General features: G+C 62.3%; 28 protein-coding genes. 16 read left to right on the top strand and 12 right to left on the bottom strand.

Annotated features, from left to right (window positions below):
* The first annotated feature begins 48 nt into the window (after nucleotides 1–48).
* The 3 genes from INQ47_RS07460 (at nucleotide 49) to recX (ending at nucleotide 2,194) form a co-directional block, all read left to right on the top strand.
* Nucleotides 49–531 (top strand): CinA family protein, encoded by a 483-nt coding sequence (locus INQ47_RS07460; RefSeq protein WP_010952695.1) that lies wholly within the window; start codon nucleotides 49–51, stop codon nucleotides 529–531.
* Nucleotides 532–634: 103 nt separating this feature from the next.
* Nucleotides 635–1,702 carry a recombinase RecA gene (recA, locus tag INQ47_RS07455; RefSeq protein WP_404701429.1) on the top strand — a complete coding sequence of 356 codons (1,068 nt, stop codon included), beginning with the start codon at nucleotides 635–637 and terminating at the stop codon, nucleotides 1,700–1,702.
* Nucleotides 1,703–1,723: 21 nt separating this feature from the next.
* A complete protein-coding gene (gene recX / locus INQ47_RS07450; protein WP_404701428.1) occupies nucleotides 1,724–2,194 on the top strand; it encodes a recombination regulator RecX in 471 nt (156 codons plus the stop codon).
* Nucleotides 2,195–2,964: 770 nt separating this feature from the next.
* On the opposite strand, the gene INQ47_RS07445 is transcribed toward recX, so the two are convergent.
* Nucleotides 2,965–4,083 carry an LOG family protein gene (locus INQ47_RS07445; RefSeq protein WP_404701427.1) on the bottom strand — a complete coding sequence of 373 codons (1,119 nt, stop codon included), beginning with the start codon at nucleotides 4,081–4,083 and terminating at the stop codon, nucleotides 2,965–2,967.
* A 160-nt stretch (nucleotides 4,084–4,243) separates the two neighbouring features.
* Between INQ47_RS07445 and INQ47_RS07440 the strand changes: the two genes are divergently transcribed.
* Complete coding sequence (locus INQ47_RS07440) at nucleotides 4,244–4,453, top strand: hypothetical protein (RefSeq protein WP_021785870.1); 210 nt, start codon at nucleotides 4,244–4,246, stop codon at nucleotides 4,451–4,453.
* A gap of 14 nt (nucleotides 4,454–4,467) precedes the next feature.
* Here INQ47_RS07440 and INQ47_RS07435 read toward each other — a convergent pair whose 3' ends face one another.
* Complete coding sequence (locus INQ47_RS07435) at nucleotides 4,468–4,887, bottom strand: quorum-sensing-regulated virulence factor family protein (RefSeq protein WP_252459430.1); 420 nt, start codon at nucleotides 4,885–4,887, stop codon at nucleotides 4,468–4,470.
* Here INQ47_RS07435 and INQ47_RS07430 point away from each other — a divergent pair.
* The 4 genes from INQ47_RS07430 (at nucleotide 4,886) to INQ47_RS07415 (ending at nucleotide 7,082) form a co-directional block, all read left to right on the top strand.
* Entirely contained in the window at nucleotides 4,886–5,107 is a 222-nt protein-coding gene (locus INQ47_RS07430; RefSeq protein ID WP_252459429.1) for a hypothetical protein, read from the top strand. The genes INQ47_RS07435 and INQ47_RS07430 overlap by 2 nt on opposite strands.
* Nucleotides 5,104–5,814 (top strand): tRNA-uridine aminocarboxypropyltransferase, encoded by a 711-nt coding sequence (locus tag INQ47_RS07425; protein ID WP_252459428.1) that lies wholly within the window; start codon nucleotides 5,104–5,106, stop codon nucleotides 5,812–5,814. Before INQ47_RS07430 ends, INQ47_RS07425 begins: the two co-directional genes overlap by 4 nt.
* Before the next feature lie 178 nt (nucleotides 5,815–5,992).
* Nucleotides 5,993–6,643, top strand: a complete 651-nt coding sequence (gene erdR / locus INQ47_RS07420; protein WP_010952699.1) for a response regulator transcription factor ErdR — start codon at nucleotides 5,993–5,995, stop codon at nucleotides 6,641–6,643.
* Between the two features lie 73 nt (nucleotides 6,644–6,716).
* Nucleotides 6,717–7,082 carry a diacylglycerol kinase gene (locus tag INQ47_RS07415; RefSeq protein WP_010952700.1) on the top strand — a complete coding sequence of 122 codons (366 nt, stop codon included), beginning with the start codon at nucleotides 6,717–6,719 and terminating at the stop codon, nucleotides 7,080–7,082.
* Here INQ47_RS07415 and finR read toward each other — a convergent pair.
* On the bottom strand, nucleotides 7,079–8,005 hold the full coding sequence (finR, locus tag INQ47_RS07410; RefSeq protein WP_003252379.1) for a LysR family transcriptional regulator FinR: 927 nt from the start codon (nucleotides 8,003–8,005) through the stop codon (nucleotides 7,079–7,081). The two genes, INQ47_RS07415 and finR, sit on opposite strands and share 4 nt — an antisense overlap.
* A gap of 117 nt (nucleotides 8,006–8,122) precedes the next feature.
* On the opposite strand from finR, the gene fpr reads away from it, so the two are divergent.
* Nucleotides 8,123–8,902 (top strand): ferredoxin-NADP reductase, encoded by a 780-nt coding sequence (gene fpr, locus INQ47_RS07405; RefSeq protein WP_004375483.1) that lies wholly within the window; start codon nucleotides 8,123–8,125, stop codon nucleotides 8,900–8,902.
* Nucleotides 8,903–9,087: 185 nt separating this feature from the next.
* On the opposite strand, the gene INQ47_RS07400 is transcribed toward fpr, so the two are convergent.
* A complete protein-coding gene (locus tag INQ47_RS07400; RefSeq protein WP_252459427.1) occupies nucleotides 9,088–9,582 on the bottom strand; it encodes a SprT family zinc-dependent metalloprotease in 495 nt (164 codons plus the stop codon).
* Nucleotides 9,583–9,713: 131 nt separating this feature from the next.
* The gene (locus INQ47_RS07395) at nucleotides 9,714–10,313 is read right to left on the bottom strand and encodes a Yip1 family protein (protein WP_103443838.1); all 600 of its coding nucleotides are present in this window, start codon (nucleotides 10,311–10,313) and stop codon (nucleotides 9,714–9,716) included.
* A gap of 262 nt (nucleotides 10,314–10,575) precedes the next feature.
* On the opposite strand from INQ47_RS07395, the gene ttcA reads away from it, so the two are divergent.
* Both ttcA and INQ47_RS07385 read left to right on the top strand, forming a co-directional pair.
* The gene (gene ttcA / locus INQ47_RS07390; protein ID WP_014592121.1) at nucleotides 10,576–11,400 is read left to right on the top strand and encodes a tRNA 2-thiocytidine(32) synthetase TtcA; all 825 of its coding nucleotides are present in this window, start codon (nucleotides 10,576–10,578) and stop codon (nucleotides 11,398–11,400) included.
* A gap of 4 nt (nucleotides 11,401–11,404) precedes the next feature.
* Nucleotides 11,405–12,076 (top strand): DNA-3-methyladenine glycosylase I, encoded by a 672-nt coding sequence (locus tag INQ47_RS07385; RefSeq protein ID WP_404701426.1) that lies wholly within the window; start codon nucleotides 11,405–11,407, stop codon nucleotides 12,074–12,076.
* A gap of 102 nt (nucleotides 12,077–12,178) precedes the next feature.
* Here the strand turns inward: INQ47_RS07385 and INQ47_RS07380 are convergent, their stop codons facing one another.
* The 3 genes from INQ47_RS07380 to arsC are packed head-to-tail and all read right to left on the bottom strand — an operon-like array spanning nucleotide 12,179 to nucleotide 13,540.
* Nucleotides 12,179–12,592: a DUF2069 domain-containing protein gene (locus INQ47_RS07380; RefSeq protein WP_252459426.1), complete on the bottom strand. Its 414-nt coding sequence runs from the start codon at nucleotides 12,590–12,592 to the stop codon at nucleotides 12,179–12,181.
* Nucleotides 12,585–13,190: an NAD(P)H:quinone oxidoreductase gene (gene wrbA, locus INQ47_RS07375; RefSeq protein WP_404701425.1), complete on the bottom strand. Its 606-nt coding sequence runs from the start codon at nucleotides 13,188–13,190 to the stop codon at nucleotides 12,585–12,587. The genes INQ47_RS07380 and wrbA overlap by 8 nt, the downstream gene beginning before the upstream one ends.
* Nucleotides 13,187–13,540 (bottom strand): arsenate reductase (glutaredoxin), encoded by a 354-nt coding sequence (gene arsC, locus INQ47_RS07370; protein ID WP_252459424.1) that lies wholly within the window; start codon nucleotides 13,538–13,540, stop codon nucleotides 13,187–13,189. Before arsC ends, wrbA begins: the two co-directional genes overlap by 4 nt.
* Before the next feature lie 85 nt (nucleotides 13,541–13,625).
* Between arsC and INQ47_RS07365 the strand changes: the two genes are divergently transcribed.
* Nucleotides 13,626–14,090: a peroxiredoxin family protein gene (locus INQ47_RS07365; protein ID WP_010952706.1), complete on the top strand. Its 465-nt coding sequence runs from the start codon at nucleotides 13,626–13,628 to the stop codon at nucleotides 14,088–14,090.
* Nucleotides 14,091–14,203: 113 nt separating this feature from the next.
* Here INQ47_RS07365 and INQ47_RS07360 read toward each other — a convergent pair whose 3' ends face one another.
* The 4 genes from INQ47_RS07360 to INQ47_RS07345 all read right to left on the bottom strand — a co-directional run bounded on the left by INQ47_RS07360 (nucleotide 14,204) and on the right by INQ47_RS07345 (nucleotide 18,893).
* Complete coding sequence (locus INQ47_RS07360; RefSeq protein WP_021782541.1) at nucleotides 14,204–14,608, bottom strand: META domain-containing protein; 405 nt, start codon at nucleotides 14,606–14,608, stop codon at nucleotides 14,204–14,206.
* A complete protein-coding gene (locus tag INQ47_RS07355; protein WP_404701424.1) occupies nucleotides 14,605–15,042 on the bottom strand; it encodes a hypothetical protein in 438 nt (145 codons plus the stop codon). Before INQ47_RS07355 ends, INQ47_RS07360 begins: the two co-directional genes overlap by 4 nt.
* Nucleotides 15,043–15,073: 31 nt before the next feature.
* Nucleotides 15,074–16,063, bottom strand: a complete 990-nt coding sequence (locus INQ47_RS07350; protein WP_404701423.1) for a 2-hydroxyacid dehydrogenase — start codon at nucleotides 16,061–16,063, stop codon at nucleotides 15,074–15,076.
* Between the two features lie 76 nt (nucleotides 16,064–16,139).
* Entirely contained in the window at nucleotides 16,140–18,893 is a 2,754-nt protein-coding gene (locus tag INQ47_RS07345) for a response regulator (protein ID WP_404701422.1), read from the bottom strand.
* A 193-nt stretch (nucleotides 18,894–19,086) separates the two neighbouring features.
* Here INQ47_RS07345 and INQ47_RS07340 point away from each other — a divergent pair, with 193 nt between their 5' ends.
* The 4 genes from INQ47_RS07340 to rlmD all read left to right on the top strand — a co-directional run bounded on the left by INQ47_RS07340 (nucleotide 19,087) and on the right by rlmD (nucleotide 23,602).
* The gene (locus tag INQ47_RS07340; RefSeq protein ID WP_252459421.1) at nucleotides 19,087–19,806 is read left to right on the top strand and encodes a response regulator transcription factor; all 720 of its coding nucleotides are present in this window, start codon (nucleotides 19,087–19,089) and stop codon (nucleotides 19,804–19,806) included.
* A 3-nt stretch (nucleotides 19,807–19,809) separates the two neighbouring features.
* A complete protein-coding gene (locus INQ47_RS07335; protein ID WP_404701421.1) occupies nucleotides 19,810–21,201 on the top strand; it encodes a histidine kinase sensor domain-containing protein in 1,392 nt (463 codons plus the stop codon).
* Nucleotides 21,202–21,343: 142 nt separating this feature from the next.
* The gene (gene cysM / locus INQ47_RS07330; RefSeq protein ID WP_010952713.1) at nucleotides 21,344–22,243 is read left to right on the top strand and encodes a cysteine synthase CysM; all 900 of its coding nucleotides are present in this window, start codon (nucleotides 21,344–21,346) and stop codon (nucleotides 22,241–22,243) included.
* Nucleotides 22,244–23,602, top strand: a complete 1,359-nt coding sequence (rlmD, locus tag INQ47_RS07325) for a 23S rRNA (uracil(1939)-C(5))-methyltransferase RlmD (RefSeq protein ID WP_252459419.1) — start codon at nucleotides 22,244–22,246, stop codon at nucleotides 23,600–23,602.
* The last annotated feature ends 40 nt before the right edge of the window (nucleotides 23,603–23,642 follow it).

The raw sequence follows: 23,642 nt of genomic DNA, 5'->3' as shown, positions 1-23,642 counted from the left end.
CCCGGCGCAGGGTGATAGGGTAGAGAGCCGCGTTCAAGGAGCACCGACATGGACCCGATCACCACGCTCGCCACCCGCCTGGGTGAGCATCTGCGCCGATTCAATGCGCAGGTGACTACCGCCGAATCATGCACCGGTGGTGGCATTGCCGAAGCCATCACACGCATACCTGGCAGCTCGGCCTGGTTCGAAGCCGGTTACGTCACCTATTCCAATGCCCAGAAAACCCGCCAGTTGGGGGTGCCTGAAGCTTTGTTCGGGCAGGTGGGGGCAGTCAGCCAGGAAGTGGTCGAAGCCATGGTCCGCGGAGCTCAGGCCGCCAGCGGCGCACGCTTTGCCGTGGCGGTGAGTGGTGTGGCCGGGCCGGACGGCGGCTCGCCAGCCAAACCGGTGGGCACTGTGTGGCTGGCCTGGGGTGATGGCGACCGGGTGTTCAGCGAACGTCGGCAGTTCGACGGTGACCGCGAGGCGGTGCGCCGACAGACGGTGATCGCCGCGTTAGACGGCTTGTTACAGCTTGGTGCCGAGTAAATCGACGACAGGGGTTTGCGCGGGCGTCTGCCTGTGGAATAATACTGGCTACTTATACAGGTATTCCGGCCGTCAGGGCCAAGTCGAACACGTGAGGATTTCAATGGACGACAACAAGAAGCGCGCCTTGGCTGCGGCCCTGGGTCAGATCGAACGCCAATTCGGTAAAGGCGCGGTCATGCGCATGGGTGACCATGAGCGTCAAGGCATTCCGGCCATTTCCACCGGCTCGCTGGGCCTGGATATTGCCCTCGGCATCGGCGGTCTGCCAAAAGGCCGTATCGTCGAGATCTACGGCCCGGAATCGTCAGGTAAGACCACGCTGACCCTGTCTGTCATCGCTGAAGCGCAGAAGAACGGTGCCACCTGTGCCTTCGTCGACGCCGAACATGCCCTCGACCCTGAGTACGCCGGCAAGCTGGGTGTCAACGTCGATGACCTGCTGGTTTCGCAACCGGACACCGGTGAGCAGGCCCTTGAAATCACCGACATGCTGGTGCGCTCCAACGCGGTCGACGTGATCATTGTCGACTCCGTGGCCGCACTGGTGCCGAAGGCCGAAATCGAAGGCGAGATGGGTGACATGCATGTGGGCCTGCAGGCCCGCCTGATGTCCCAGGCGCTGCGCAAGATCACCGGTAACATCAAGAACGCCAACTGCCTGGTCATCTTCATCAACCAGATCCGTATGAAGATCGGTGTGATGTTCGGCAGCCCGGAAACCACTACCGGTGGTAATGCCCTGAAGTTCTACGCCTCGGTCCGTCTGGACATCCGCCGTACCGGCGCGGTCAAGGAAGGCGACGAGGTGGTCGGCAGCGAAACCCGCGTCAAGATCGTCAAGAACAAGGTCTCGCCTCCGTTCCGTCAGGCTGAGTTCCAGATTCTTTACGGAAAAGGTATCTACCGTAACGGCGAGATCATTGACCTGGGGGTATCTCAAGGTCTGGTCGAGAAGTCCGGTGCCTGGTACGCCTATCAGGGCAACAAGATCGGTCAAGGCAAAGCCAACGCTGCCAAATACCTGGCTGAGAACCCGGCTATTGGTGCCGAGATCGAGAAGCAGATTCGTGACAAGCTGCTGAAAGCGGGTTCTGCTGCTGCTGAAGCCGGCAAAGCTGCTGCCGAAGCTGATGCCGATGACATGGCCGACGCTGACGCCGGTTATTGATTGCGCAGTAGATAGCCGAATATGTCCGCCGTACTCGACACCCCCGTCGCCATCCGGCGGACAGCCATGGACCTGCTCGCACGACGTGAGCACGGTCGAGTCGAACTGACGCGCAAGTTGCGTCAGCGCGGCGCTTCGGACGAGTTGATCGAGCCTGAACTCGATCGGCTCGCTGAAGAAGGGCTGCTTAGTGAAGCCCGCTACCTTGAGAGTTTTATCCGCTATCGTTCCGGCTCTGGTTATGGCCCTGCGCGTATTCGCGAAGAGCTATGTCAGCGTGGTTTGGCGCGTGCAGACATCGACCAGGCCCTGCGTGAAAGCGAGGTAGATTGGGGCGAGCGTATGCGAGACGTGTGGCAGCGCAAGTTTGCCGGGCAGCGCCCGCAAGACCCCCGTAGCCGCGCCCAGCAGACCCGGTTCCTGGCTTACCGTGGCTTCCCCATGGATATGATCGGCCGTCTGCTCAGCGGGCGTGATCTCGACGATTATTGACGCTCGAAACTACAGTGGCGCGTGCTCAAAGCGGATAATCTGTTTTGCCAAATTCCCCAGGCTGCCTCCATTCCATTGTAGGAGCGGGTTCACCCGCGAATACGGTGGCGGCTGCGACGGTGAATGATCAGGGAGATTGGGCAGCAGGTCCGGCCCTTTCGCGGGTAAACCCGCTCCTACGACAGTCTGCGTCCAACCACGGGTAGGAGCGGGTTCACCCGCGAATACGGTGGCGGCTGCGGCGGTGAATGACCGGGGAGATTGGGCAGCAGGTCCGGCCCTTTCGCGGGTAAACCCGCTCCTACGACGGTCTGCGTCCAACCACGGGTAGGAGCGGGTTCACCCGCGAATACGGTGGCGGCTGCGGCGGTGAATGACCGGGGAGATTGGGCAGCAGGTCCGGCCCTTTCGCGGGTAAACCCGCTCCTACGACGGTCTGCGTCCAACCACGGGTAGGAGCGGGTTCACCCGCGAATACGGTGGCGGCTGCGGCGGTGAATGACCGGGGAGATTGGGCAGCAGGTCCGGCCCTTTCGCGGGTAAACCCGCACCTACGACAGTCTGCGTCCAACCACGGGTAGGAGCGGGTTCACCCGCGAATACGGTGGCGGCTGCGACGGTGAATGATCAGGGAGATTGGGCAGCAGGTCCGGCCCTTTCGCGGGTAAACCCGCTCCTACGACGGTCTGCGGCCAACAACCGATCAGGTGCAGGAGCAAACAGCCTAAGGTTGCTCCTGCAGGCATCACGCGAGCTGTTACAAAAAAGCATCAACTCACTTTCAGCGCCTGCCTGGCCCTCTGCGTGGTATGCATGGGCTCTGGCTTTGCCCAGTTCTCCGGCAGGTTGATGAAATCCACCAGCTCACGCAAGCGCCCCTGGTCCCGGCCAGTGAAGGCGAATGACAGGCGTGTCAGGTGGCTATAATCGCCTACCTCGTGTTCGGCGCTGCTATCCGCTTGCTGGTGATATTTGCCACTCAGGCGCAAGTCGGCAAAACCTTCCTGAATGTCATACAGCGCCGCTTCGCTGAGCGGGTGATGCATGCGGATCACGAACTGGCTCTTCAACCAGCGGCTGGAGTGATAGTTGCTATAGAACTGGTTGATTTCCTCCACGGCCTCGTCGGCACTCTGCACCAGCCGTACCAGCTTCAGGTCGCTGGGCAGGATGTAGCGGTTTTCTTCGAGTTGGCGGCTGATGAAGTCCAGGCAGTCGTGCCAGAATCTCCCGCCCGGCGAATCCAGTAGCACCACTGGCACCAGTGGGCTCTTGCCGGTCTGGATCAGGGTCAGTACCTCCAGCGCTTCATCCAGAGTACCAAAGCCGCCAGGGCACAACACCAGGCCATCGGCCTCCTTGACGAAGAACAATTTGCGGATGAAGAAAAAGTGGAACGGCAGTAGTTTGTCGGTACCGTTCACCGTCGGGTTGGCATGTTGTTCGAAGGGTAAGGTGATGTTGAAGCCCAGGCTGTGCTCGCTGCCGGCCCCTTCGTGGGCGGCAGCCATGATGCCGCCGCCGGCGCCGGTGATGACCATCAGGTCGGAGCGCGCCAGAGTGGCGCCCAGTTCGCGGGCCAGGGCGTACATCGGATGTTCCTGCGGGGTGCGTGCCGAGCCGAACACGGTCACTTTGCGTCGGTCCTTGTAGCGTTGCAGGGTGCGAAACGACTGGTCCAGTTCGCGCAGGGCCTGCAGGGTGATCTTGGCGCTCCAGCGGTCGCTGTCGTCATGGGCCATGCGCAGGATGGTCAGCATCATGTCGCGGTAGAGCGGCAGGTTAGGGCTGTTGGGAGCAACCAGTTGCAGTTGTGCTTCGATATTGCTCAGGTCGATATTGTTGTCGCGGAAGTGGCTGAACAGCAGTTCATTCGAATGGTAAGGCATGCGACGTCTCCTTCTGCACCAATACCTCTGACCTCAATCTAGACCCTTGCGCCCGATCGTGCCGAGGTGTTCGGCGCAGCCGCCTGTCGGCCTGCGGCCATCGGCAGCATGGGTTTGGTTAACTGGTAGAGCGAAATGTGTCGATGCAGGAGGTGGCGGTATGCATCGCTTGGTCATCGAAGTGGACCGGCAGCTCTACCAGCAGCTGGAGAACGCCGCCCAGGTGCATCACCTGAGCCTTGAAGCCGAGTGCCGCCGCAGGCTGTCGGGGCTGGAGTGCCGGTCGCGATACTTGCAGGCGCTGTTGGCGGAGATGCGCGCCGATGCCGCTGAAGGTGGCTGGCGCGCTCATGAGGATGAGAAGGTGTAGCGCTAACGCTGTGCTTACTTCTTCTTGTTGCCGGCCACGCAACTGGCGTTGTCGAAGGCCTGGTCCATGACGGGCCGGTTGGTTTTGTAGACCGTGAAGCGGTAGACCATGACCGCGCCCTTGGACATCAGGTTGCGGAAGCCGTTGTTGCGGCACACGCTGTCGCCGAGCTGGCTACGTACCTGCTCAGGGTTGGCCTGCATGCGCTCTGCGTGGCTCTGGCGTACGCTCAGATGGTTGACCAGCGCCTTGCCTTCAACGGTGTAACCCTGATCGAGGATGTCCTCGTTGATTGCACGCGGGGTGCCGACGCTGCTCTCTTTGGCGACCTTTTGCAGCAGGGTGTTCAGGTCGTAATCCTGCTTGGATGCCGCCTGAGCTGCCAGAGGCAGGGCGAGCAGCAGGCTCAGGGCGGGGGCGATAAGGCGCAGCATGAATCTCTCCTGGTTCGATGACTGGCGCTTTGACATGCGCGGGTCGACGGCGTTCCGTGAAATTGCGCGCGGCGAGGTCCGGCACGGTAAAAAGCTGATTATAAGGAGCGCTGTGCTGGCTGCACAGCAATTGCCACCTGTTCTGGTAGACTGGCCGCCTTGTTTTTTCCGAGTCATCTTTGTGCCCATTTCCAATCTGTCCAGAGGCCTGCCGGCATGAGCCATGCGGTAGCGCGTCTGCGCGCCGAACGCCTGGCCCGCAGCAACAAGCCTTTCATCGCCCGTGGCTCGCGTGCCGAGCGTTGCCCGGATTGCCGGGTCATCGCTACCCATTGCCTGTGTGCCTGGAAGCCTCGGGTGCAGGCTGACGCAGGTGTGTGCCTGCTGATGCACGACACCGAGCCGCTGAAACCCACCAACACCGGCTGGTTGATTGCCGACCTGATTGAAGACACCTGGGCCTTCGGCTGGTTGCGCACCGCGGTTGACGAGCGCCTGCTGGCCTTGCTTGATGACCCGCGCTGGCAGCCCTATATCGTCTTCCCGGGCGAGTTCGTTGCCCAGGAACGGGTGGTCAGCGAGGTGGTGCGCGAGCCGGGCAAGCGTCCACTGTTCATCCTGCTGGATGCCACCTGGACCGAAGCGCGCAAGATGTTTCGAAAAAGCCCGTACCTGGACCGCTTCCCGGTGTTGAGCCTGCAAGCCGAGCAGATGTCGCGCTACCGCCTGCGGCGCTCCAAGCGCGATGATCATTTCTGTACAGCAGAAGTTGCGGCCATGTGCCTGGACCTTGCTGGTGACAGCCAGGCTTCTCAGGCGCTGGATGCCTACCTGGATGTGTTCAGCCTGCATTACCTGAGCGGCAAGCGGCGGTTGCCGCTTGACGAGCAGGACGACATCCACCAGCGTTTGCATACCTTCCTATAGTCCAAGGGGCACAACCCCTGCTTTGGTTCATAATGACGGAGCTGGCAGCCAGGGTGGGCGAGACGGCAGGGCGATTGGCTTGATCACCCTTTACCGTGCTCGGCATCCTTGGCGCCGATTCCCGCCGGGCGCTTCCCTTTCTCTCGAGTGCCTGGCACAGAACAGGATCCTTAGATCGATGGCCACATACGAAATCCTGATTGCCGATGACCACCCACTGTTCCGTGGCGCCCTGCGCCAGGCCGTTACCCTCGGGCTTGGCTCCGATGTGCGTCTGGTCGAAGTTGCGAGCATTGCCGAACTGGAAACCCGCCTGAGCGAAAAAGCCGACTGGGACCTGGTGCTGCTGGACTTGAACATGCCGGGTGCCTACGGTTTTTCCGGTCTGGTGCTGCTCCGCGGGCAGTACCCGCAGATCCCCGTGGTGATGGTTTCGGCACAGGAAGAGGCCGCCGTGGTGGTCAAGTCTCGCGAGTTCGGCGCCAGTGGTTTCATTCCCAAGTCCAGCACCCTGGAAGTGATCCAGGATGCAGTGCGCAAGGTGCTTGACGGTGAGGTCTGGTGGCCGCCGCAGGCGTTCGAAAAGGTCGATGTTTCGGCCGAGGCCAAGGCCGCCAGCGAAGGCTTGGCCAGCCTCACGCCGCAGCAATTCCGCGTACTGACCATGGTCTGCGAAGGCTTGCTGAACAAGCAGATCGCCTATGAACTGAGCGTGTCGGAAGCGACCATCAAGGCCCATGTGACTGCGATCTTCCGCAAACTGGGCGTGCGTACCCGGACCCAGGCTGCGTTGCTGCTGCAACAACTTGAATCGGTTGCCAGCAACTGACTGCGCGTGGCTTCACGCTTTTTTGACCCGAGCCGGTCTAGTCTGCTGGCCTTTCTGCTGTGAAGTGACTCACATGACATCGCCATTCAAGGGCCAGACCGGCCTCAAACGCATCTTCAACGCCGCTGGCTACTCGCTGGACGGCCTGCGTGCAGCCTTCAAGGGCGAGGCCGCATTCCGCCAACTGGTGCTGCTCAACGTGCTGCTGATCCCGATCGCCTTCTGGCTGCCGGTCAGCCGCGCCGAGCGGGCAATCATGATCGCCGTTTGCCTGCTGGGGCTGATCGTCGAGCTGTTCAACTCGGCGGTGGAGGCGGCCATTGATCGCATTTCGCTGGAGCGTCACCCGCTGTCGAAAAATGCCAAGGACATGGGCAGCGCCGCACAGCTGGTGGCACTGACCATGGTGGCGCTGGTGTGGGGTGTGATCCTGCTTTAAGCGATCGGTGGCAGCACGATTTCGTCGCTGCGGGTAAAGCCCGCAGTGAAGTTGCGGCATAGCTCGAGAAACTCACGCATGGCCGAGGTCTGGTACTTCTGTTTATGCCAGATGAAGTAGAACTGGCGCAGCAGGTCCAGTTCCGGGGTTTCCACAGGAACCAGACTGCCACGGCGGAAGGCGTCACGCAGGGCCAGGCGTGAAATGCAACCGATGCCCAGGCCCGACTCCACCGCGCGCTTGATCGCTTCGGTGTGCTCCAGTTCCAGGCGAATATTCAGGTTGGCGCGGTGATGGCGCATGGCCTGGTCGAAGGTCAGGCGTGTGCCTGAGCCTTGTTCGCGCAGGATCCACGCCTCTTGCGAAAGGCTTTCGATATCGGCGCGGCCCAGTTTCGCCAGTGGGTGCTGTGGCGCACAGAACACCACCAGTTCGTCCTCGACCCACGGCTGAACCTCAAGGTCGGGGTGATTGCAGTCGCCTTCGATTAGACCCAGATCAATTTCGTAGTGCGCGACCTGTTGCACGATATGCGCAGTATTTTGAACATGCAGTTTTACCTGGCTTTCCGGGTGTGTCTGCATGTAGTTGCCGATCAGCAGGGTGGCCAGGTAGTTGCCGATGGTCAGCGTGGCGCCGACCGCCAGTGAGCCGAAACCGGATTTGCCGTTGAGCAAGTCTTCAATTTCTTTGGCCTGGTCAAGCAGGGCTACTGCTTGTGGCAGCAGTTGATGGCCCAGGGCATTGAGGGCCAGGCGTTTGCCGGCACGGTCGAACAGCTGGCAGCTCGATTGGCGCTCCAGCTCGGTGATAGAGGTGCTGGCAGCCGACTGCGACAGTGCCAACAGGCTGGCGGCCCGAGAGACGCTTTGGTGCTGGGCGACGGCGACGAAGACTTGCATTTGACGGAGTGTGAATCGCATATCGATATAACCGATAACACATATCTTGATAATCCAGTTAACAGATATTGTCGCTGGCCCTAAACTATTGCGCAACTGTGCGCTTTGCGCGCGCGTTTTTCTTCAGGAGCCCCATCGATGAGCAACATGAACCACGAACGTGTCCTCAGTGTGCACCACTGGAACGACACCCTGTTCAGCTTCAAGTGCACCCGCGACCCGGGCCTGCGCTTCGAGAACGGTCAGTTCGTGATGATCGGCCTGCAGCAGGAAAGCGGCCGTCCGCTCATGCGTGCCTACTCCATCGCTTCGCCGAACTGGGAAGAGCACCTTGAATTCTTCAGCATCAAGGTGCCGGACGGCCCGCTGACCTCGCAGCTGCAACACCTGAAGGAAGGCGATGAGATCATCATCAGCAAGAAGCCTACCGGCACCTTGGTACTTGACGACCTGAATCCTGGCAAGCACCTGTACCTGCTGAGCACCGGCACTGGCCTGGCGCCGTTCATGAGCGTCATCCAGGACCCGGAAACCTACGAGCGCTTTGAGAAAGTGATCCTGGTGCATGGCGTGCGCTACGTGAACGAAGTGGCCTACCGCGAGTTCATCACCGAGCACCTGCCGCAGAACGAGTTCTTCGGTGAGTCGGTTCGCGACAAGCTGATCTACTACCCGACCGTGACCCGCGAGCCGTTCGAAAACCAGGGCCGTCTGACCGACCTGATGCGCAGCGGCAAGCTGTTCAGCGACATCGGCCTGCCGCCGATCAACCCGCAAGACGACCGCGCGATGATCTGTGGCAGCCCGAGCATGCTCGACGAGACCAGCGAAGTGCTGGACAGCTTCGGCCTGAAGATCTCCCCGCGCATGCGCGAGCCGGGTGACTACCTGATCGAGCGTGCCTTCGTCGAGAAGTAAGGCGCAGATTGGTTCAGGAAGGCGACTCTCGGGTCGCCTTTCTTATGCCTGGGATTTGTGCATTGCCTGTTCCGGCCCTTTCGCGGGTAAACCCGCTCCTACAGGTGCAGCGCACGTCTCGGGAATTGTACGAACGCTGTAGGAGCGGGCTTGCCCGCGAAGGGGCCGGTGCTGGCAAACCCGGTCTATTCGACCCGCGTCTCGCCGCTGTACACCAGAACTTCCCGGCACCGCTTGCACAGGTATCGCCGCCCCTGGTGCACCAGCTTGTGCCGCTGCGCGGTAAACGGGAAGTCGCTTTTCGGGCATGGGCAGCGGTAGATGTAGCGGGTCACTGCGCGCCGTTGCACGTCATAGTTGTGGCAACGATTGGGCGGCAGCTCATACACCCCGCGCATGATCAACTGCCACTCTTCACCGTGGGCCTGGATGCGGTCGCCAAACAGTTGGTGGGCAACCAGGTGCGCCACTTCATGGGCCACGGTCTGGCGCAGGAAGTCTTCCTGGTTTTCGCGGTAGAGCTGCAGGTTGAAGCGCAGCAGATTCTCGTGCAGGTGGGCGACGCCGGCTTTTTGCCCGCGTAGTTTGAAGCTGACTTCCGGGCGCGGGAAGCGGCGTTTGAAAAAGGCTTCGGCTTGCTGGTAGCAGGTTTCGACGCGTTGTTTGAGCTGCTCGGGCATGGCGGGGCGGTTCTCCTAGCCAGGCATTATGCCGCAAGCGCAGGTGGCTTGCCGAGTCACCGGTCAGCGCACAGCCAGAAGCCGCCTTGCGGCGGCCCCTGGTTGATGCCCCAGTGTTGGTTCAGTCTGTTCTAGTTGGTGTAGACGGGCCCCACGCCCAATCCCCAGATAATGACGGTAGCCGCCATGATTGCCACCAGTACCACCAAGCCTACTGCCAGCACTGAGCTGGAGAACAGGAAGCCTTCATCCGATGGTATGTTCATGAACGTCGGCAAGCCGACATACAGCAGGTATACCGTGTAGCAGATGGCAGCTGTGCCGATCAGCATGCCCAGCCACAGGTGCGGGTAAAGCGCCGCCAGGCCGCCGATAAACAAGGGTGTGGCGGTGTAGGTGGCAAAGGCGATGCATTGCGCCATGGACGGGTTGGCATCGTAGGTGCGGGCCATCCAGTGGATGAAAGCGCCCATTACCGCCACCCCGGCGAGCATGGCCAGGTATGACATGATGCTCATCCAGACAGCGCTTTCCATGGTCAGCATCACTGCCGGCCGGTCACCGATCACCCAGCCCACCTGGGTTGTGCCGATAAACGCCGAAACGGCAGGAATCGCCGCGAGGATCAGGGTGTGCGTCAGGTACATGTGGCTGATGGTTTCTTCTTCGCCACGAATTTCCCGCCATTCCTGATCGGGATGGGTAAACAGCCCCACAACGTGATGAATCATGCCGATCACTCCTCTCAATGTTGCCAAACGCCCCCCACATGGAGCGCAAGCGGCCCGAGGCCCTAACACCGATGCAAGCGGTAATGTGGCCTTATGTGGCAGTATAGGAAGCCGTTGCCCGCATAAACCGGGCTTTTTAGAGCAAATTGCGCTGTAAGCGGTGCTGTTGATTACATTGAAGTCTTTATCGGAATGCCTACAGCGATGCTGCGTTTGTGCGTAAAATAGCCGGCTTTTGTCACACCTCGCGGATTCAAGCGCTATGGGCACCCTCTCGGTCAACCAGAACAAACTGCAAAAACGCCTGCGTCGTCTCGCCGGCGAAGCCATCACCGACTACAACATGATCGAGGATGGCGACAAGGTCATGGTCTGCCTGTCCGGCGGCAAGGACAGCTACACCATGCTCGACGTTCTGTTGCACCTGCAGAAGGTGGCACCGATCACGTTCGAGATCGTGGCGGTGAACATGGACCAGAAACAGCCGGGCTTCCCTGAGCACGTATTGCCGGCGTACCTCAAGGAACTGGGGGTCGAATACCACATCGTCGAGAAGGATACCTACTCGGTGGTAAAGGAGCTGGTACCCGAAGGCAAGACCACTTGCTCGCTGTGTTCGCGCCTGCGCCGCGGTACCCTGTACACCTTTGCCGACGAAATTGGCGCTACCAAGATGGCGCTGGGGCATCATCGCGACGACATCGTCGAAACCTTCTTCCTCAACATGTTCTTCAACGGCGCCCTCAAGGGCATGCCGCCGAAGCTGCGTGCCGACGACGGCCGCAACGTGGTGATCCGCCCGCTGGCCTACTGCAGCGAGAAGGACATCCAGGCCTACTCGGACATGAAGGAATTCCCGATTATCCCGTGCAACCTGTGCGGCTCGCAGGAAAACCTGCAGCGCCAGGTGGTCAAGGACATGCTGGTGGAGTGGGAACGCAAGCACCCGGGCCGTACAGAGAGCATCTTCCGCGCCCTGCAGAACGTGGCACCGTCGCAGTTGGCCGACCGGAACCTGTTTGACTTCACCAGTCTGAAAATCGACGAAAACGCTACCCCGCGTTTCCTCGACGTGCTGAACATCTGAGCCTATGCGCGATTACCAGTGGTTGCATGAGTACTGCCTGAACCGCTTTGGCTCGGCCCAGGCGCTGGAGGCTTTCCTGCCGCAGCCGCGCACGCCGGCGCAACTGCGCGACATCAGTGACGACCGCTACCTGTCGACGCTGGCCCTGCGGGTGTTTCGCGCGGGGCTCAAGCACAGCCTGGTGGATGCCAAGTGGCCGGCGTTCGAGCAGGTGTTCTTCGGCTTCGATCCGGAGAAAGTGGTGTTGATGGGCGCCGAGCATCTGGAGCGGCTGATGCCCGACGAGCGCATCATTCGCCACCTGGGCAAGCTCAAGAGCGTGCCGCGCAATGCGCAAATGGTGCTGGATATCGCCAAGGCGCATGGCAGTTTTGGGGCATTCATCGCCGACTGGCCAGTGACCGACATTGTCGGCTTGTGGAAGTACCTGGCCAAGCACGGCAACCAGTTGGGCGGGTTGTCGGCGCCACGGTTTTTGCGCATGGTCGGCAAGGACACGTTCATCCCGACCGATGACATGGCGGCGGCGTTGATTGCGCAGAAAGTGATCGACAAGCAGCCGACCAGCCAGCGTGACCTGGCTTTGGTGCAGCAGGCGTTCAACCAGTGGCATGCAGAGAGCGGGCGGCCGCTGTGCCAGTTGTCAGTGATGCTGGCGCATACCGTCAACCATTGAGTCTTGTGTTGCTCCCATTCGCGGGCACGCCGCTCCCACAGGTACTGCACAGGCCTTAAGTGCGGTGCGATTCCTGTGGCAGCGGGCGTGCCCGCGAAAAATCTAACTCCCTTCGCCCGCCACGCGCCGCTCATGCTGGAACTTCCAGCGCACGTACAGTAGCCCGGCAATGAACAACCCCAGGCTCACCAGCACTTCAAGCCAGCCGAATACCGCCCGGGCCGGGTCGAACGCCGCCAGCACGCCCTTGATGAAATAGATATTCACCACGAAGCAGGTCCAGGCATGCGCCCGCGCGCTGCCTTTCAGCATGCCTGGCAGCAGTAACAGCAACGGCACCAGTTCGATCGCCAGAATCACCTCGACCCGGGCCCCATGCAGGTTGGCGAACCACAGGTTGTTCACCACCAACAAGGCGATCAGCCCGAAGAAGCATGCCAGGCTCAATGCCCGCGTCAGGCGCAGGCGTGGTACCAGCCATTGCAGCGGCGGCAATACCTTGGGCTTTCTAGCCACGCGTGGCCTCCAGGGCCTTGGCCGTGGTTGCCAGGCGTTGGCCCAAGGCGCGGCACAGGGCGATTTCGTGGGGGTCGAGTTCGCGTTTGCCATCGGCGCCTGCGTGGTGGCTGGCGCCATAAGGCGTGCCGCCGCCACGGGTCTCGAGCAGTGCCGACTCGCTGTAGGGCAGGCCCATCACCAACATGCCGTGGTGCATCAGCGGCAGCATCATCGACAGCAAAGTCGTTTCCTGGCCGCCGTGCAGGCTGGCGGTGGAGGTGAACACGCCAGCCGGTTTGCCGACCAGCTCACCGCCTAGCCAAAGGCTGCTGGTGCCATCTAGGAAGTACTTGAGCGGCGCTGCCATGTTGCCGAACCGGGTCGGGCTGCCCAGTACCAGGCCTGCGCAGTGGCGCAGGTCATCAAGGCTGGCGTACAGCGCGCCACTGGCCGGAATATCCGGGGCCACCGCTTCGCATTCGGTGGAGATCGCGGGCACCGTGCGCAGGCGTGCCTCCATGCCGGCCAGCTCGATACCGCGGGCGATGTGCCGGGCCATTTCGCTGGTCGCTCCATGGCGGCTGTAATACAGCACCAGGATGTAGGGCGTGCTCACGGCAGGATCTCCAGCACTTTTTCTGGCGGACGACCGACCACGGCCTTGTCACCGGCAACCAGGATCGGCCGCTCGATCAGCTTGGGGTGCTGGGCCATGGCCTCGATCAGTTGCGCGTCGGTCAGTGCCGGGTCGGCCAGGTTAAGTGTTTTATATTCGTCCTCGCCGCTGCGCAGCAATTGGCGCGGGGCGATGCCCAGCTTGCCGAGCAGGGCCTTGAGGGTGGCAGCGTCGGGCGGGGTTTCCAGGTAGCGCACGATGTTCGGGGCCAGGCCGCGGGCTTCGAGCAGTTCAAGGGCGCCGCGGGATTTCGAGCAGCGCGGGTTATGATAGAGCGTGAGGTCAGTCATGTCGGGTCGCATCCAGCTGGGTGTGGCGGCTATTCTAACCGCAGCGACTGACCAATTTGCTTTAAAACTCGAGAAGGATTGACCCATGGCAAGGCGTCTGGCAGCAGTACTGGCCATCACCGCGAGCCTGTTGCTCGGTGGTTGCGGTGCCGATTACGGCGTGGACCAACACGGTAATACGGTTAAGGCCGAACAGATCGAAGGGCACTGGCTGGTGCTCAACTACTGGGCTGAGTGGTGCGGGCCGTGCCGTACCGAAATCCCGGAACTGAACGCAGCGGCCAAGCAGTGGGCGGCTGATGGCGTCAAGGTGGTGGGGGTGAACTTCGATGGCCTGCAGGGGCAGGACCTGAAGCAGGCTGCCGAAACCCTGGGTATCGGTTTCACCGTGCTGGCCCAGGACCCGGCCGAGCGCTATGACTTGCCGCGCAGCGAGGCCTTGCCGGTGACCTACATCATTGACGACAAGGGCAAGGTGCGTGAGCAGTTGATGGGCGAGCAGACCCTGGAAGGGTTGCAGGCCAAGATCAAGGCCCTGAAAGGCGCCTGATGCATTCGGGGTCGGTTTGCGGTCCTTCGCGGGCACGCCCGCTCCCACAGGGGGATGACGAACTGTGGGAGCGGGCGTGCCCGCGAAGGGCCGCAAAGCGGCCCCGGCAATCCTCAGCCTTCCTCGGGCCAGAAGCGCAGCGGCTTGCCTTCGGCCGGCCAGAAGCGTATCTGCTCCACCGGTGATACATCCCAACGCTCTACCGTTTCCAGCGCCTGCAGGAAGCGCTTTTCCTGTTCCATCAGCGCGGGTGCGCACAGCTTGCGGGTCTTGCCGACCTTACCGAAGCTGAGGTGCTCGCCATCCAGCGTGTAAGGCGCAAACCAGTGGTTGCAGCCGCCGTTGCCATAGGCACGGCCGTCGCTGGCCAGGGTCAAGGTCAGGTGGCTGTAGTCGATCAGTGGTCGTTCGCCAATCCACTCCAGCACGTAGCTGCGCTCCTGCTGCAGCTTGGAAGGTTCTGTGGCGCAGCCGAGCAGGCCGGTTGCAATCAGCACGCCGGTCAGCAGATTTTTCACTCGGCGCTCTCCTGGCAACGTGGGCACAGGTGTTTTTCGCCACGGCTGGCCCAGCCCAGCTCTGCAATACGGGCGCTGGCCGCCGGTTGACGAGCTGCCTTGCCGAGCTTGGCGTCTACCGCGAACTCGAAGCGCAGCACCGCATCGCAGTTATCGCATTCGACCTGCCAGGTGAGGATTTCCAGCTCGTTGAACACCGGGCCGCTCGCCACGGCAACCCACTGGCCGCGTGGGTTGATCAGGTGGCGCACGCTTTCCACGGTCAGGCGCATGGACAAATCCTTGCTGCCCTTGAGCGTCACCAGCAGGCTGTCGCCTTTGTGCATCGAGCCGCCGTTGCCAGTGACCTGATAGCGGCCCGGCACCAAGGCGCGGCACTCGATCAGGGTGTGTTGCGGGTTGAAAAGGGTGTAGCGAAAATCGTGTTCGACCATGGGTCCTCCAGAAATGCCGCGTATCCTAGCACTAACCCATCACCAGGTTCTGTGGATTGCCTGCCGCCCAGCGGTTGATGTTGTCCAGTGTGGTCGCGGCAATGGCATCCAGCGCCTCGCGGGTGAGGAAAGCCTGGTGGGCGGTGATGATCACGTTGGGGAAGGTCAGCAGCCGAGCCAGCACATCGTCTTGCAAGGGCAGGTCGGAGCGGTCCTCGAAGAACAGTTGGGCTTCTTCTTCGTAGACGTCCAGGCCCAGGTAGCCAAGCTGGCCGCTCTTCAGTGCGTCGATCAGCGCAGGGGTGTCGACCAGCGCACCGCGACCGGTGTTGATCAGCATGGCGCCGGGCTGCAACTGGGCCAGGCTTTGCGCATTGATCAGGTGGCGAGTGTGCTCGGTCAGTGGGCAGTGCAGGCTGATGATGCGGGCTTCGCGCAACAGCTCGGGCAGGGGCATGTAGCGGGCGCCAAGGGCCAGCAGCTCTGGGTTGGGGTAGGGGTCGTACGCCAGCAACTGGCAGCCGAAACCGGCCATGATGCGGGCGAAGGCGGCACCGATCTGGCCGGTACCGACCACCCCGACGGTTTTGCCGTGCAGATCGAAGCCGGTCAGCCCGTGCAAGGTGAAGTCACCTTCGCGAGTGCGGTTGTAGGCCCGATGCAGACGCCGGTTGAGTGCCAGGATGAGCGCCACGGCATGCTCGGCAACGGCGTGTGGCGAGTAGGCCGGCACCCGCACCACGGTCAGGCCCAAGTGCTGGGCGGCGGCCAGGTCGACGTGGTTGTAGCCGGCTGAACGCAGGGCGATCAACCGCGTACCGGCTGCGGCCAGGCGCTGCAGCACCGGCGCGCCGAGTTCGTCATTGATAAAGGCGCAGACCACCTCAAAACCATCTGCCAGGGCGGCGGTGTCGAGAGTCAGGCGGGCGGGCTGGAAATGCAGCTCCAGGGAGGTGCCGCGGGCAGCCTCGGTGAAGCTTTCCTGGTCGTAGTGCTGGCTGCTGAACAACAGGGCGCGCATGGTGGAACTCCTTTGCAATGCATGTCTTGGGTGGGGCGCTGCCTGTCAAGGCATCCCCAGCGTGGCCCGGATCGACTCAAGCGCTCAATCTGGCCTGTGCCGCCAGCCGGCTGATCGCGCTGTCCAGTTCATCCAGGGCCTGCTGCGCCTGCGGGTTGTCCTGCTTCAGCAAGGTTTCGCTGCGCTGGCACGCTGCCCTTAACTGCGGCACCCCGCAATAGCGTGAGGCCCCGTTCAGACGGTGGACTTGCTCGATCAGGCCATTGCGGTCATCCGCTGCGCGGGCGGCGCGTATGGCTTCGCGGTCCATATCCAACGAGGCCAGCAGCATGCTCAGCATGTCAGCCGCCAGATCTGCCTTGCCAGCGGCCAGGCGCAGGCCCTCTTCGGGGTCGAGTACCTTCAGTTCGTCGCCGTTGGTCAGTAGCTCGGCCTGCGCCTGCTGCGGTGTGCCCAGGCTCAGGCCGGTCCACTTCATCACTACCTGGGCCAGTTGCCGTTCGCTGATCGGTTTGGTCAGGTAGTCGTCCATGCCGCTGTGCAATAACGCACGTTTTTCGTTGGCCATGGCATGGGCCGTGAGGGCGACGATCGGCAGCGGGTTGCCGCTTTGGGTGTTCTCCCACAGGCGGATCTGTTCCGTGCAGGCGCGGCCGTCCATGCCGGGCATTTGCACATCCATCAGCACCAGGTCGAACAGCTCGTCCTGCACGGCCTGTACCGCCGCATAACCATTGTTGACGGCCAGTACCTCGGCACCCAAGTCTTCGAGCAGGGTTTTTACCAGCAGCAGGTTGGCGGCATTGTCGTCGACGCAGAGTATTTTCGGTCGGCGCTGGCCATTGGCGCTGTTGACATCGGCCAGCGGGCGGCGTGGTTGCACCAGTTCCAGCAAGAGACGCCTCAGCTTGCGGGTGCAGGTCGGCTTGGACAGCAACTGGCCATGGCCGTTGGGCAGGTATGGGTGGTAAAGCGCCTGTTCGGTGGTCGGGCACAACACCACGCATTGGCAGTGGTAACGCTCGAGCTGCTGGTGATAATGGCCCAGTTGCTCGGGCGACAGGTTACCCAGGTTAGCCCCGAGCACCGCGAACTCGAACGGCAGGCCGGCCTGGCTGGCGGCCTGTACCCCTTGCAGCAACTGGTCGTAGGAGCCGAACAGGCTCACGCTGAGGCCGCAGTCTTCCAACTGGTGCTCCAGCGCCTGGCGTGCCAGTTCGTGGCCATCGACAATGGCGGCTCGGCGGCCAAGCAACGGCTGCGGTGGCAGCGCTTCGACATCGTCATGAGCCTTGGGCAGGTTGAGGCTGATCCAGAACTGCGATCCTTCGCCCGGGGTACTGTCGACGCCGATCTCGCCGCCCATCTGTTCGATCAGGCGCTTGGAAATCACCAGCCCCAGACCGGTGCCGCCGGGCTGACGGGCCAGTGAGTTGTCAGCCTGGCTGAAGGCCTGGAATAGCGTGCGCACATCTTGTGGTGACAGGCCGATGCCGGTGTCCTGCACGCTGATGCGCAACTGCGCGCAGTCTTCGTGCTCGTCTTCCAGCATGGCGCGCACGACGATGGTGCCTTCTCGGGTGAACTTGATGGCGTTGCTGACCAGGTTGGTGAGGATCTGCTTGAGCCGCAATGGGTCGCCAATCAGCGAAGCAGGCGTGTCACGGTAGATCAGGCTCAGCAATTCCAGCTGCTTGGCGTGGGCGGCCGGAGCGAGGATGGTCAGGGTGTCCTGGATCAGGTCACGCAGGTTGAACGGTATGCTGTCGAGCACCAGCTTGCCGGCCTCGATCTTGGAGAAATCGAGGATCTCGTTGATGATCCCCAGCAAGTTGTCAGCAGATTTCTCGATGGTGTTCAGGTAGTCGAGCTGGCGCGGTGTCATCTCGCTTTTTTGCAGCAGGTGGGTAAAGCCGAGGATGCCGTTGAGCGGGGTGCGGATTTCGTGGCTCATGTTGGCCAGGAACTCCGACTTGATGCGGCTGGCCTCAAGTGCCTCTTTGCGCGCCATGTCCAGTTCGATGTTCTGGATTTCGATGGTTTCCAGGTTCTGGCGCACGTCTTCGGTGGCCTGGTCGATGCTGTGCTGCAGTTCTTCGTGGGCGTTTTGCAGGGTTTCGGCCATGCGGTTGATGCCGTGGGCAAGTTCGTCCAGCTCATGGCTGCCCATGGTTGGCAGGCGTTCTTCGAGGTGGCCGTCCTTGAGCTGATTGACCGCGTGCTTGATGCGTTCGATGGGGTCGTTGATGGTGCGGCTCATGCGCAGCGCCAGCAGGCCACTGAGTGCCAGGCAGGCGAGGATCAGCAACAGGCTGGTGAACAGGTTGCGGTAGCCGCGCAGCAGCGTGCCGTCGTGCGACAACTCGATCTCTACCCAGCCCAGCAGACGATCGGCTTCGGCCGGCACGGCGTCGGTGGCCAGGTCACGGTGGTGGCCGAACACTGGCATCAGGTAGCGGGTGGCGTCGTTGCCACTGCGTTGCAGGAGTTGGGTGCCGGTACCGCCGCTGGGCGGCAGGTTGAGCATGCTCGGGCCTGCGTGGGCCAAGCGCGTACGGTCTGGGGCCAGAAACGCAACTGCGCGCACATCGGCCTGCTCCAGGGTTTGTGCGGCAATTCTCTCCAGTTGCGCAGGCGCGAGCCGGGCCATGGCGGGTGCGGCCAGTGGCGCCAGTTGTTCGGCGATCATTTTGCCGCGCTGCAACAGCTGGGTGCGCAGGTCGTTCTGTTGCAGCCAGGTGAAATAGCTACCCAGTACCAGGGCCATCAAGCCGGCCGGTAGCAGTGCCAGCAGCAGGACCCGGCTGCGGATTCCCAAACGATCGAGCACACTCGCCTCCTCTGATGTGCCTGGATGCCGTCAAGTGGTAACGGCCAAGCCGCGAAGTTACTCCGCCTGCCGCACCATTGCATCTCTTTAGTATGTGTCATGCGCTGTTGCCGGGGTATTGGTCGCAGCGCGGTTGCCTGGCAGGTGGCGAATACTCAATAATCGCTCAATTGAGAATTAGTGGCAGTTGCCAATGAATCCTGTAGCTATTTACAACTCCAACATCCTTGCCATCGAGGACGACCCGGTTCTTGGCGCCTATCTGCAAGAAGAGCTGCAGCGCGGCGGCTTCCAGGTCACCTGGTGCCGCAATGGCCTGGAGGGTCTGGAAACGGCTGGCCGCCAGGCTTTCGATGTTGTGCTCATGGACATCCTGCTGCCCGGGCTTGACGGGCTGGACGCCTTGGCGCAATTGCGCAGGCGCAGCGCCACGCCGGTAATCCTGATGTCGGCGCTGGGTGCCGAGGCCGACCGTATCAGCGGCTTTCAGCGCGGCGCCGACGATTACCTGCCCAAGCCATTCAGCATGGCCGAGTTGCAGGTGCGCATCGAGGCGATTCTGCGCCGCGTGGCTCTGGAACGGCGACATCAAGGCTCGCTGGAACCAGCCAACGGCGGCGAGCTGCAGTTCGACGAGGGGCTGTGTGACGTGTGCCTGGATAACCGCTTGGCGGGCCTGACCCCCAGCGAATACCGCCTGCTGGACATCCTCAACCGCAACCTCGACGAGGTCCTCAGCAAGCCGTTCCTGTACCAGCAGGTGTTGCAGCGCGGCTATTCACGGCATGACCGCAGCCTGGACATGCACGTCAGCCAGATCCGCCGCAAGCTCAAGGGCATTGGTTATCACGAACGTCAGATCCGCACCGTGTGGGGCAAGGGTTACGTGCTCAGTGCCAGCGAGGCGGAGTGAACCATGCTCGACCGCCATTCGCTGTTCTGGAAGCTGGCCATCTTGCTGGTGGGCTTCTGCCTGCTGATGATCGGCCTCAGTTACACCTGGGGCCGGCACATGGAAACCCAGAATGCCTTCCTCTCGCAGCCGGCACGGCAGACCTTGCGAGGTTATGCCGCCGAAGCTGAACAGGCTTGGCGCAGCGGCGGGCGGGTAGGGCTGGACCAGTGGGTGGCGGCCATGCATCAGCGCGAACGGGGCTGGGTGGGCGTGCTCGACATCAGCCTGCGCCCGCTCGACAACGCCACACTCAACCCACAGATCATGCAGCGTCTGACACGCCTGCGGGGTGTCGATTGGCCCATGAGTCGGCGCAGCATCGACCAGCCGTGGGTGCGCATACCGTTCCCGGGCGCGCCGGAGCAGGGGATGCTGGTGATCGAACTGCCGCAGCGCTTCAATCCGGGCCAGCACCGCTTGCTGTGGCGCATCGTCACCAACGGCATCATTCCGGGGCTGTTCACTTTGCTGTTGTGTATAGGCCTGTACCGCATGTTGATCGTGCCGCTGAATCAACTTCGCGAACAGGCCAATGCCTGGCGGGCCGATCAGCTGTCGGCCCGCCTGGACTCGCGCACCATCGCCCGGCATGACGAGCTGGGCGAACTGGCGCGTGCCTTTGACCAGATGGCCGAGCGGCTGCAAGGCACGGTGGCTATGCAGCAGCAGTTGCTGCGCGACCTGTCCCACGAAATGCGTACGCCGCTGAGCCGGCTGCGGGTTGCCTGCGATGGTGAACCCGACCTGCAGCGTCTGCGTGATCGCCTGATTCGTGAAGTGGACTGCATGCAGCAACTGGTCGAAGAAACCCTGCAACTGGCCTGGCAGGACGCCGAGCGTGCGCCGATGAACCTGGAGCCGATCGAGGTCCACGCCTTGTGGGAGTTGCTGGCCGAGAATGCCAGCTATGAGAGTGGCTGGTCGCCTGCACAACTGCGCTGCGAGGTGCCGGCCGACTGCTGGGTGCAGGGCAACCTCAACCACCTGGCTCAGGCGCTGGAGAACATGTTGCGCAATGCCATTCGTCACTCGCCGGCCGAGGGTGTGGTGCGGCTGGGTGGGCAGCGTGAGGGTAGCTATTGGTGGTTGTGGCTTGAGGATGAGGGTGGCGGTGTCGCTGAAGAAGACCTGGAACGGATCTTCGCGCCGTTCTCGCGGCTGGACGGTTCTCGGCCGGGGGATGGGGGCTTCGGTCTGGGCTTGAGCATCGCCCGCAGTGCCATTCAGCGCCAGGGCGGGACCTTGTGGGCGCAGAATGGCAAACGCGGGTTGCGCTTGTGGATGAAGTTGCCGTTGCATGTGCCGGCCTCTTCGCGGGTAAACCCGCTCCTACAGGCTAGCGGATCCCCGTAGGCGCGGGTTTACCCGCGAAGAGGCCAGCACATGTCACACCGTTATAGCTTGTAGCTATATGCACTACAGATTGCGTGATATGGCCGCGAAGGGTTTGCCGGTATGATAGTCACCCCCGCCGTCCGGATTGCGAAATACGCCCATGACCTTGCAGTACCCAACCATCGCCGATTGCGTCGGCAATACGCCACTGGTTCGCCTGCAGCGCATCGCTGGCGAAACCAGCAATACCCTCCTGCTCAAGCTCGAAGGTAACAATCCCGCCGGCTCGGTGAAGGACCGCCCGGCCCTGTCGATGATCGCTCGCGCCGAACTGCGGGGCCAGATCAAGCCGGGCGATACCCTGATCGAAGCCACCTCCGGCAACACGGGCATTGCCCTGGCGATGGCGGCGGCGATCAAGGGCTACAAGATGATCCTGATCATGCCCGACAACTCCACCGCCGAGCGCAAGGCCGCCATGACGGCCTATGGCGCCGAGCTGATCCTGGTGACCAAGGAGGAGGGTATGGAAGGCGCCCGTGACCTGGCCGAGAAGCTGCAGGCCGAAGGCCGTGGCCTGGTGCTCGACCAGTTCGCCAACGGCGACAACCCGATCGCCCACTACAACAGCACCGGCCCGGAGATCTGGCAGCAGACCCAGGGCACCATTACCCACTTCGTCAGTTCCATGGGTACCACCGGTACCATCATGGGCTGCTCGCAGTACCTCAAGGAACAGAACCCCGCGGTGCAGATCATCGGCCTGCAACCGATGGAAGGCTCGGCCATTCCGGGCATTCGCCGCTGGCCCGAGGAATACCTGCCGAAAATCTTCGACGCCACCCGCGTCGACCGCGTGGTCGACATGTCGCAGCAGGAAGCCGAAGACACCACCCGTCGCCTTGCGCGTGAAGAGGGCATTTTCTGCGGCGTGTCTTCTGGTGGTGCGGTCGCGGCCATGTTGCGCCTGTCCCGCGAAGTGGAAAATGCCGTGATGGTTGCGATCATTTGCGACCGCGGCGACCGTTATCTGTCCACTGGCCTGTTTGATCCACGCTAAATGTCCAAGAAAAAAAGCAACAGCGGCCTGCGCTTCCAGCCGGCCGGCGGTAATCGCACCCCACAGGTCCCCGTGGGCAAGAAGCAGCGCCTGGACATCGAGCGCCTGGCCGGTGACGGCCGTGGCATCGCCTTCCTCGACGGGCGTACCTGGTTCGTCAGCGGTGCTTTGGCCGGTGAAGCCGTGGAGGCGCGGGTGCTCAACGCCCGTGGCAAAGTGGTCGAAGCCCGCCTGGAGCGGTTGCTGCAGGCCGGGCCCGAGCGCCGTGAGGCGCCATGTCGCTACTACGACCGCTGCGGTGGCTGCAATCTGCAGCACCTGCCGCACGAAGCGCAACTGGCGCTGAAGCAGCGCACCCTCGCCGAGCAGTTGCAGCGGGTGGCCGGCGTGCAACCCGAGGAATGGGCCACACCCCTGAGCGGGCCGGAATTTGGCTACCGGCGCCGGGCCCGTGTGGCCGTGCGCTGGGACGTCAAGGCGCGTCAACTGGAGGTGGGCTTCCGCGCCGAAGCCAGCCAGGACATCATTGCCATCGACGATTGTGCCGTGCTGGTACAGCCCTTGCAGTCGATTCTGCGCCACTTGCCGACTGTGCTGCGCTCGTTGAGCAAACCGCAGGCGCTGGGCCATGTGGAGCTGTTCAGTGGCACCACCGAGGCGGTTCTGGTGCGCCACGTCATGCCGTTGCCGGCTGAGGACCAGGCCAGGCTGCAAGCGTTCTGCGAGCAGGCCAATGCCCAGCTGTGGCTGCAAGGCGAAGCTGAGCCGGCGCCCGTGGACCCTGCTGCGCAGTTGGGCTTTGCCCTGGCACCTTGGCAGTTGGAGCTGGCCTGGCGCCCGGGCGACTTCGTGCAGGTGAATGCCCAGGTCAATACCGCGATGATCGAGCAGGCCTTGGCCTGGCTCGCGCCACAGGCCGACGAGCGTGTGCTGGACTTGTTCTGCGGTCTGGGCAACTTTGCCCTGCCGCTGGCTCGCCAGGCGCGTGAGGTGGTGGCAGTGGAAGGTGTGCAGGCCATGGTCGATCGGGCCGCGGCCAATGCCCGGAACAACAATGTGCATAACGCACGGTTTTTTCAGGCCGATTTATCGCAGCCTTTGGCAGGCACCGGATGGGCCGCCGAGGGCTTTTCTGCGGTACTCTTGGATCCACCGCGCGACGGTGCTTTCGAGGTGGTGCAAGGCATCGCCCGCCTCAAGGCCAGAAGGCTGGTCTACGTATCGTGCAACCCGGCCACGCTGGCGAGAGACGCCCAAGTGCTGGTCGGCCAGGGGTACCGGTTAAAAAGGGCCGGGATTCTCGACATGTTTCCTCAGACGGCGCATGTCGAGGCCATGGCGTTATTCGAAGCGGGCTAGCTGACTGGCCCCTTGGTGCGGTTGCCACGGAAGGGCGGCC

This window comes from Pseudomonas sp. 3HC3 (assembly GCF_044904505.1).
Lineage (GTDB): Bacteria > Pseudomonadota > Gammaproteobacteria > Pseudomonadales > Pseudomonadaceae > Aquipseudomonas > Aquipseudomonas putida_Y.
Note: the sequence above shows the minus strand (reverse complement) of the source record. Positions and strands in the feature narration are given on the sequence as shown.

Excerpts from the sequence above, each read along its gene's own strand:
- recA (WP_404701429.1), top strand. The coding sequence starts at position 635 with ATGGACGACAACAAGAAGCGCGCCTTGGCTGCGGCCCTGGGTCAGATC.
- INQ47_RS07395 (WP_103443838.1), bottom strand. The coding sequence starts at position 10,313 with ATGATTCATCACGTTGTGGGGCTGTTTACCCATCCCGATCAGGAATGG.
- INQ47_RS07335 (WP_404701421.1), top strand. The coding sequence starts at position 19,810 with ATGCTCGACCGCCATTCGCTGTTCTGGAAGCTGGCCATCTTGCTGGTG.
- INQ47_RS07415 (WP_010952700.1), top strand. The coding sequence starts at position 6,717 with ATGACATCGCCATTCAAGGGCCAGACCGGCCTCAAACGCATCTTCAAC.
- recX (WP_404701428.1), top strand. The coding sequence starts at position 1,724 with ATGTCCGCCGTACTCGACACCCCCGTCGCCATCCGGCGGACAGCCATG.
- INQ47_RS07355 (WP_404701424.1), bottom strand. The coding sequence starts at position 15,042 with ATGGTCGAACACGATTTTCGCTACACCCTTTTCAACCCGCAACACACC.
- arsC (WP_252459424.1), bottom strand. The coding sequence starts at position 13,540 with ATGACTGACCTCACGCTCTATCATAACCCGCGCTGCTCGAAATCCCGC.
- INQ47_RS07425 (WP_252459428.1), top strand. The coding sequence starts at position 5,104 with ATGAGCCATGCGGTAGCGCGTCTGCGCGCCGAACGCCTGGCCCGCAGC.
- INQ47_RS07365 (WP_010952706.1), top strand. The coding sequence starts at position 13,626 with ATGGCAAGGCGTCTGGCAGCAGTACTGGCCATCACCGCGAGCCTGTTG.
- INQ47_RS07340 (WP_252459421.1), top strand. The coding sequence starts at position 19,087 with ATGAATCCTGTAGCTATTTACAACTCCAACATCCTTGCCATCGAGGAC.
- INQ47_RS07350 (WP_404701423.1), bottom strand. The coding sequence starts at position 16,063 with ATGCGCGCCCTGTTGTTCAGCAGCCAGCACTACGACCAGGAAAGCTTC.
- INQ47_RS07400 (WP_252459427.1), bottom strand. The coding sequence starts at position 9,582 with ATGCCCGAGCAGCTCAAACAACGCGTCGAAACCTGCTACCAGCAAGCC.
- INQ47_RS07385 (WP_404701426.1), top strand. The coding sequence starts at position 11,405 with ATGCGCGATTACCAGTGGTTGCATGAGTACTGCCTGAACCGCTTTGGC.
- INQ47_RS07435 (WP_252459430.1), bottom strand. The coding sequence starts at position 4,887 with ATGCTGCGCCTTATCGCCCCCGCCCTGAGCCTGCTGCTCGCCCTGCCT.
- INQ47_RS07460 (WP_010952695.1), top strand. The coding sequence starts at position 49 with ATGGACCCGATCACCACGCTCGCCACCCGCCTGGGTGAGCATCTGCGC.
- finR (WP_003252379.1), bottom strand. The coding sequence starts at position 8,005 with ATGCGATTCACACTCCGTCAAATGCAAGTCTTCGTCGCCGTCGCCCAG.
- erdR (WP_010952699.1), top strand. The coding sequence starts at position 5,993 with ATGGCCACATACGAAATCCTGATTGCCGATGACCACCCACTGTTCCGT.
- INQ47_RS07440 (WP_021785870.1), top strand. The coding sequence starts at position 4,244 with ATGCATCGCTTGGTCATCGAAGTGGACCGGCAGCTCTACCAGCAGCTG.
- rlmD (WP_252459419.1), top strand. The coding sequence starts at position 22,244 with ATGTCCAAGAAAAAAAGCAACAGCGGCCTGCGCTTCCAGCCGGCCGGC.
- INQ47_RS07430 (WP_252459429.1), top strand. The coding sequence starts at position 4,886 with ATGAATCTCTCCTGGTTCGATGACTGGCGCTTTGACATGCGCGGGTCG.
- ttcA (WP_014592121.1), top strand. The coding sequence starts at position 10,576 with ATGGGCACCCTCTCGGTCAACCAGAACAAACTGCAAAAACGCCTGCGT.
- cysM (WP_010952713.1), top strand. The coding sequence starts at position 21,344 with ATGACCTTGCAGTACCCAACCATCGCCGATTGCGTCGGCAATACGCCA.
- INQ47_RS07445 (WP_404701427.1), bottom strand. The coding sequence starts at position 4,083 with ATGCCTTACCATTCGAATGAACTGCTGTTCAGCCACTTCCGCGACAAC.
- fpr (WP_004375483.1), top strand. The coding sequence starts at position 8,123 with ATGAGCAACATGAACCACGAACGTGTCCTCAGTGTGCACCACTGGAAC.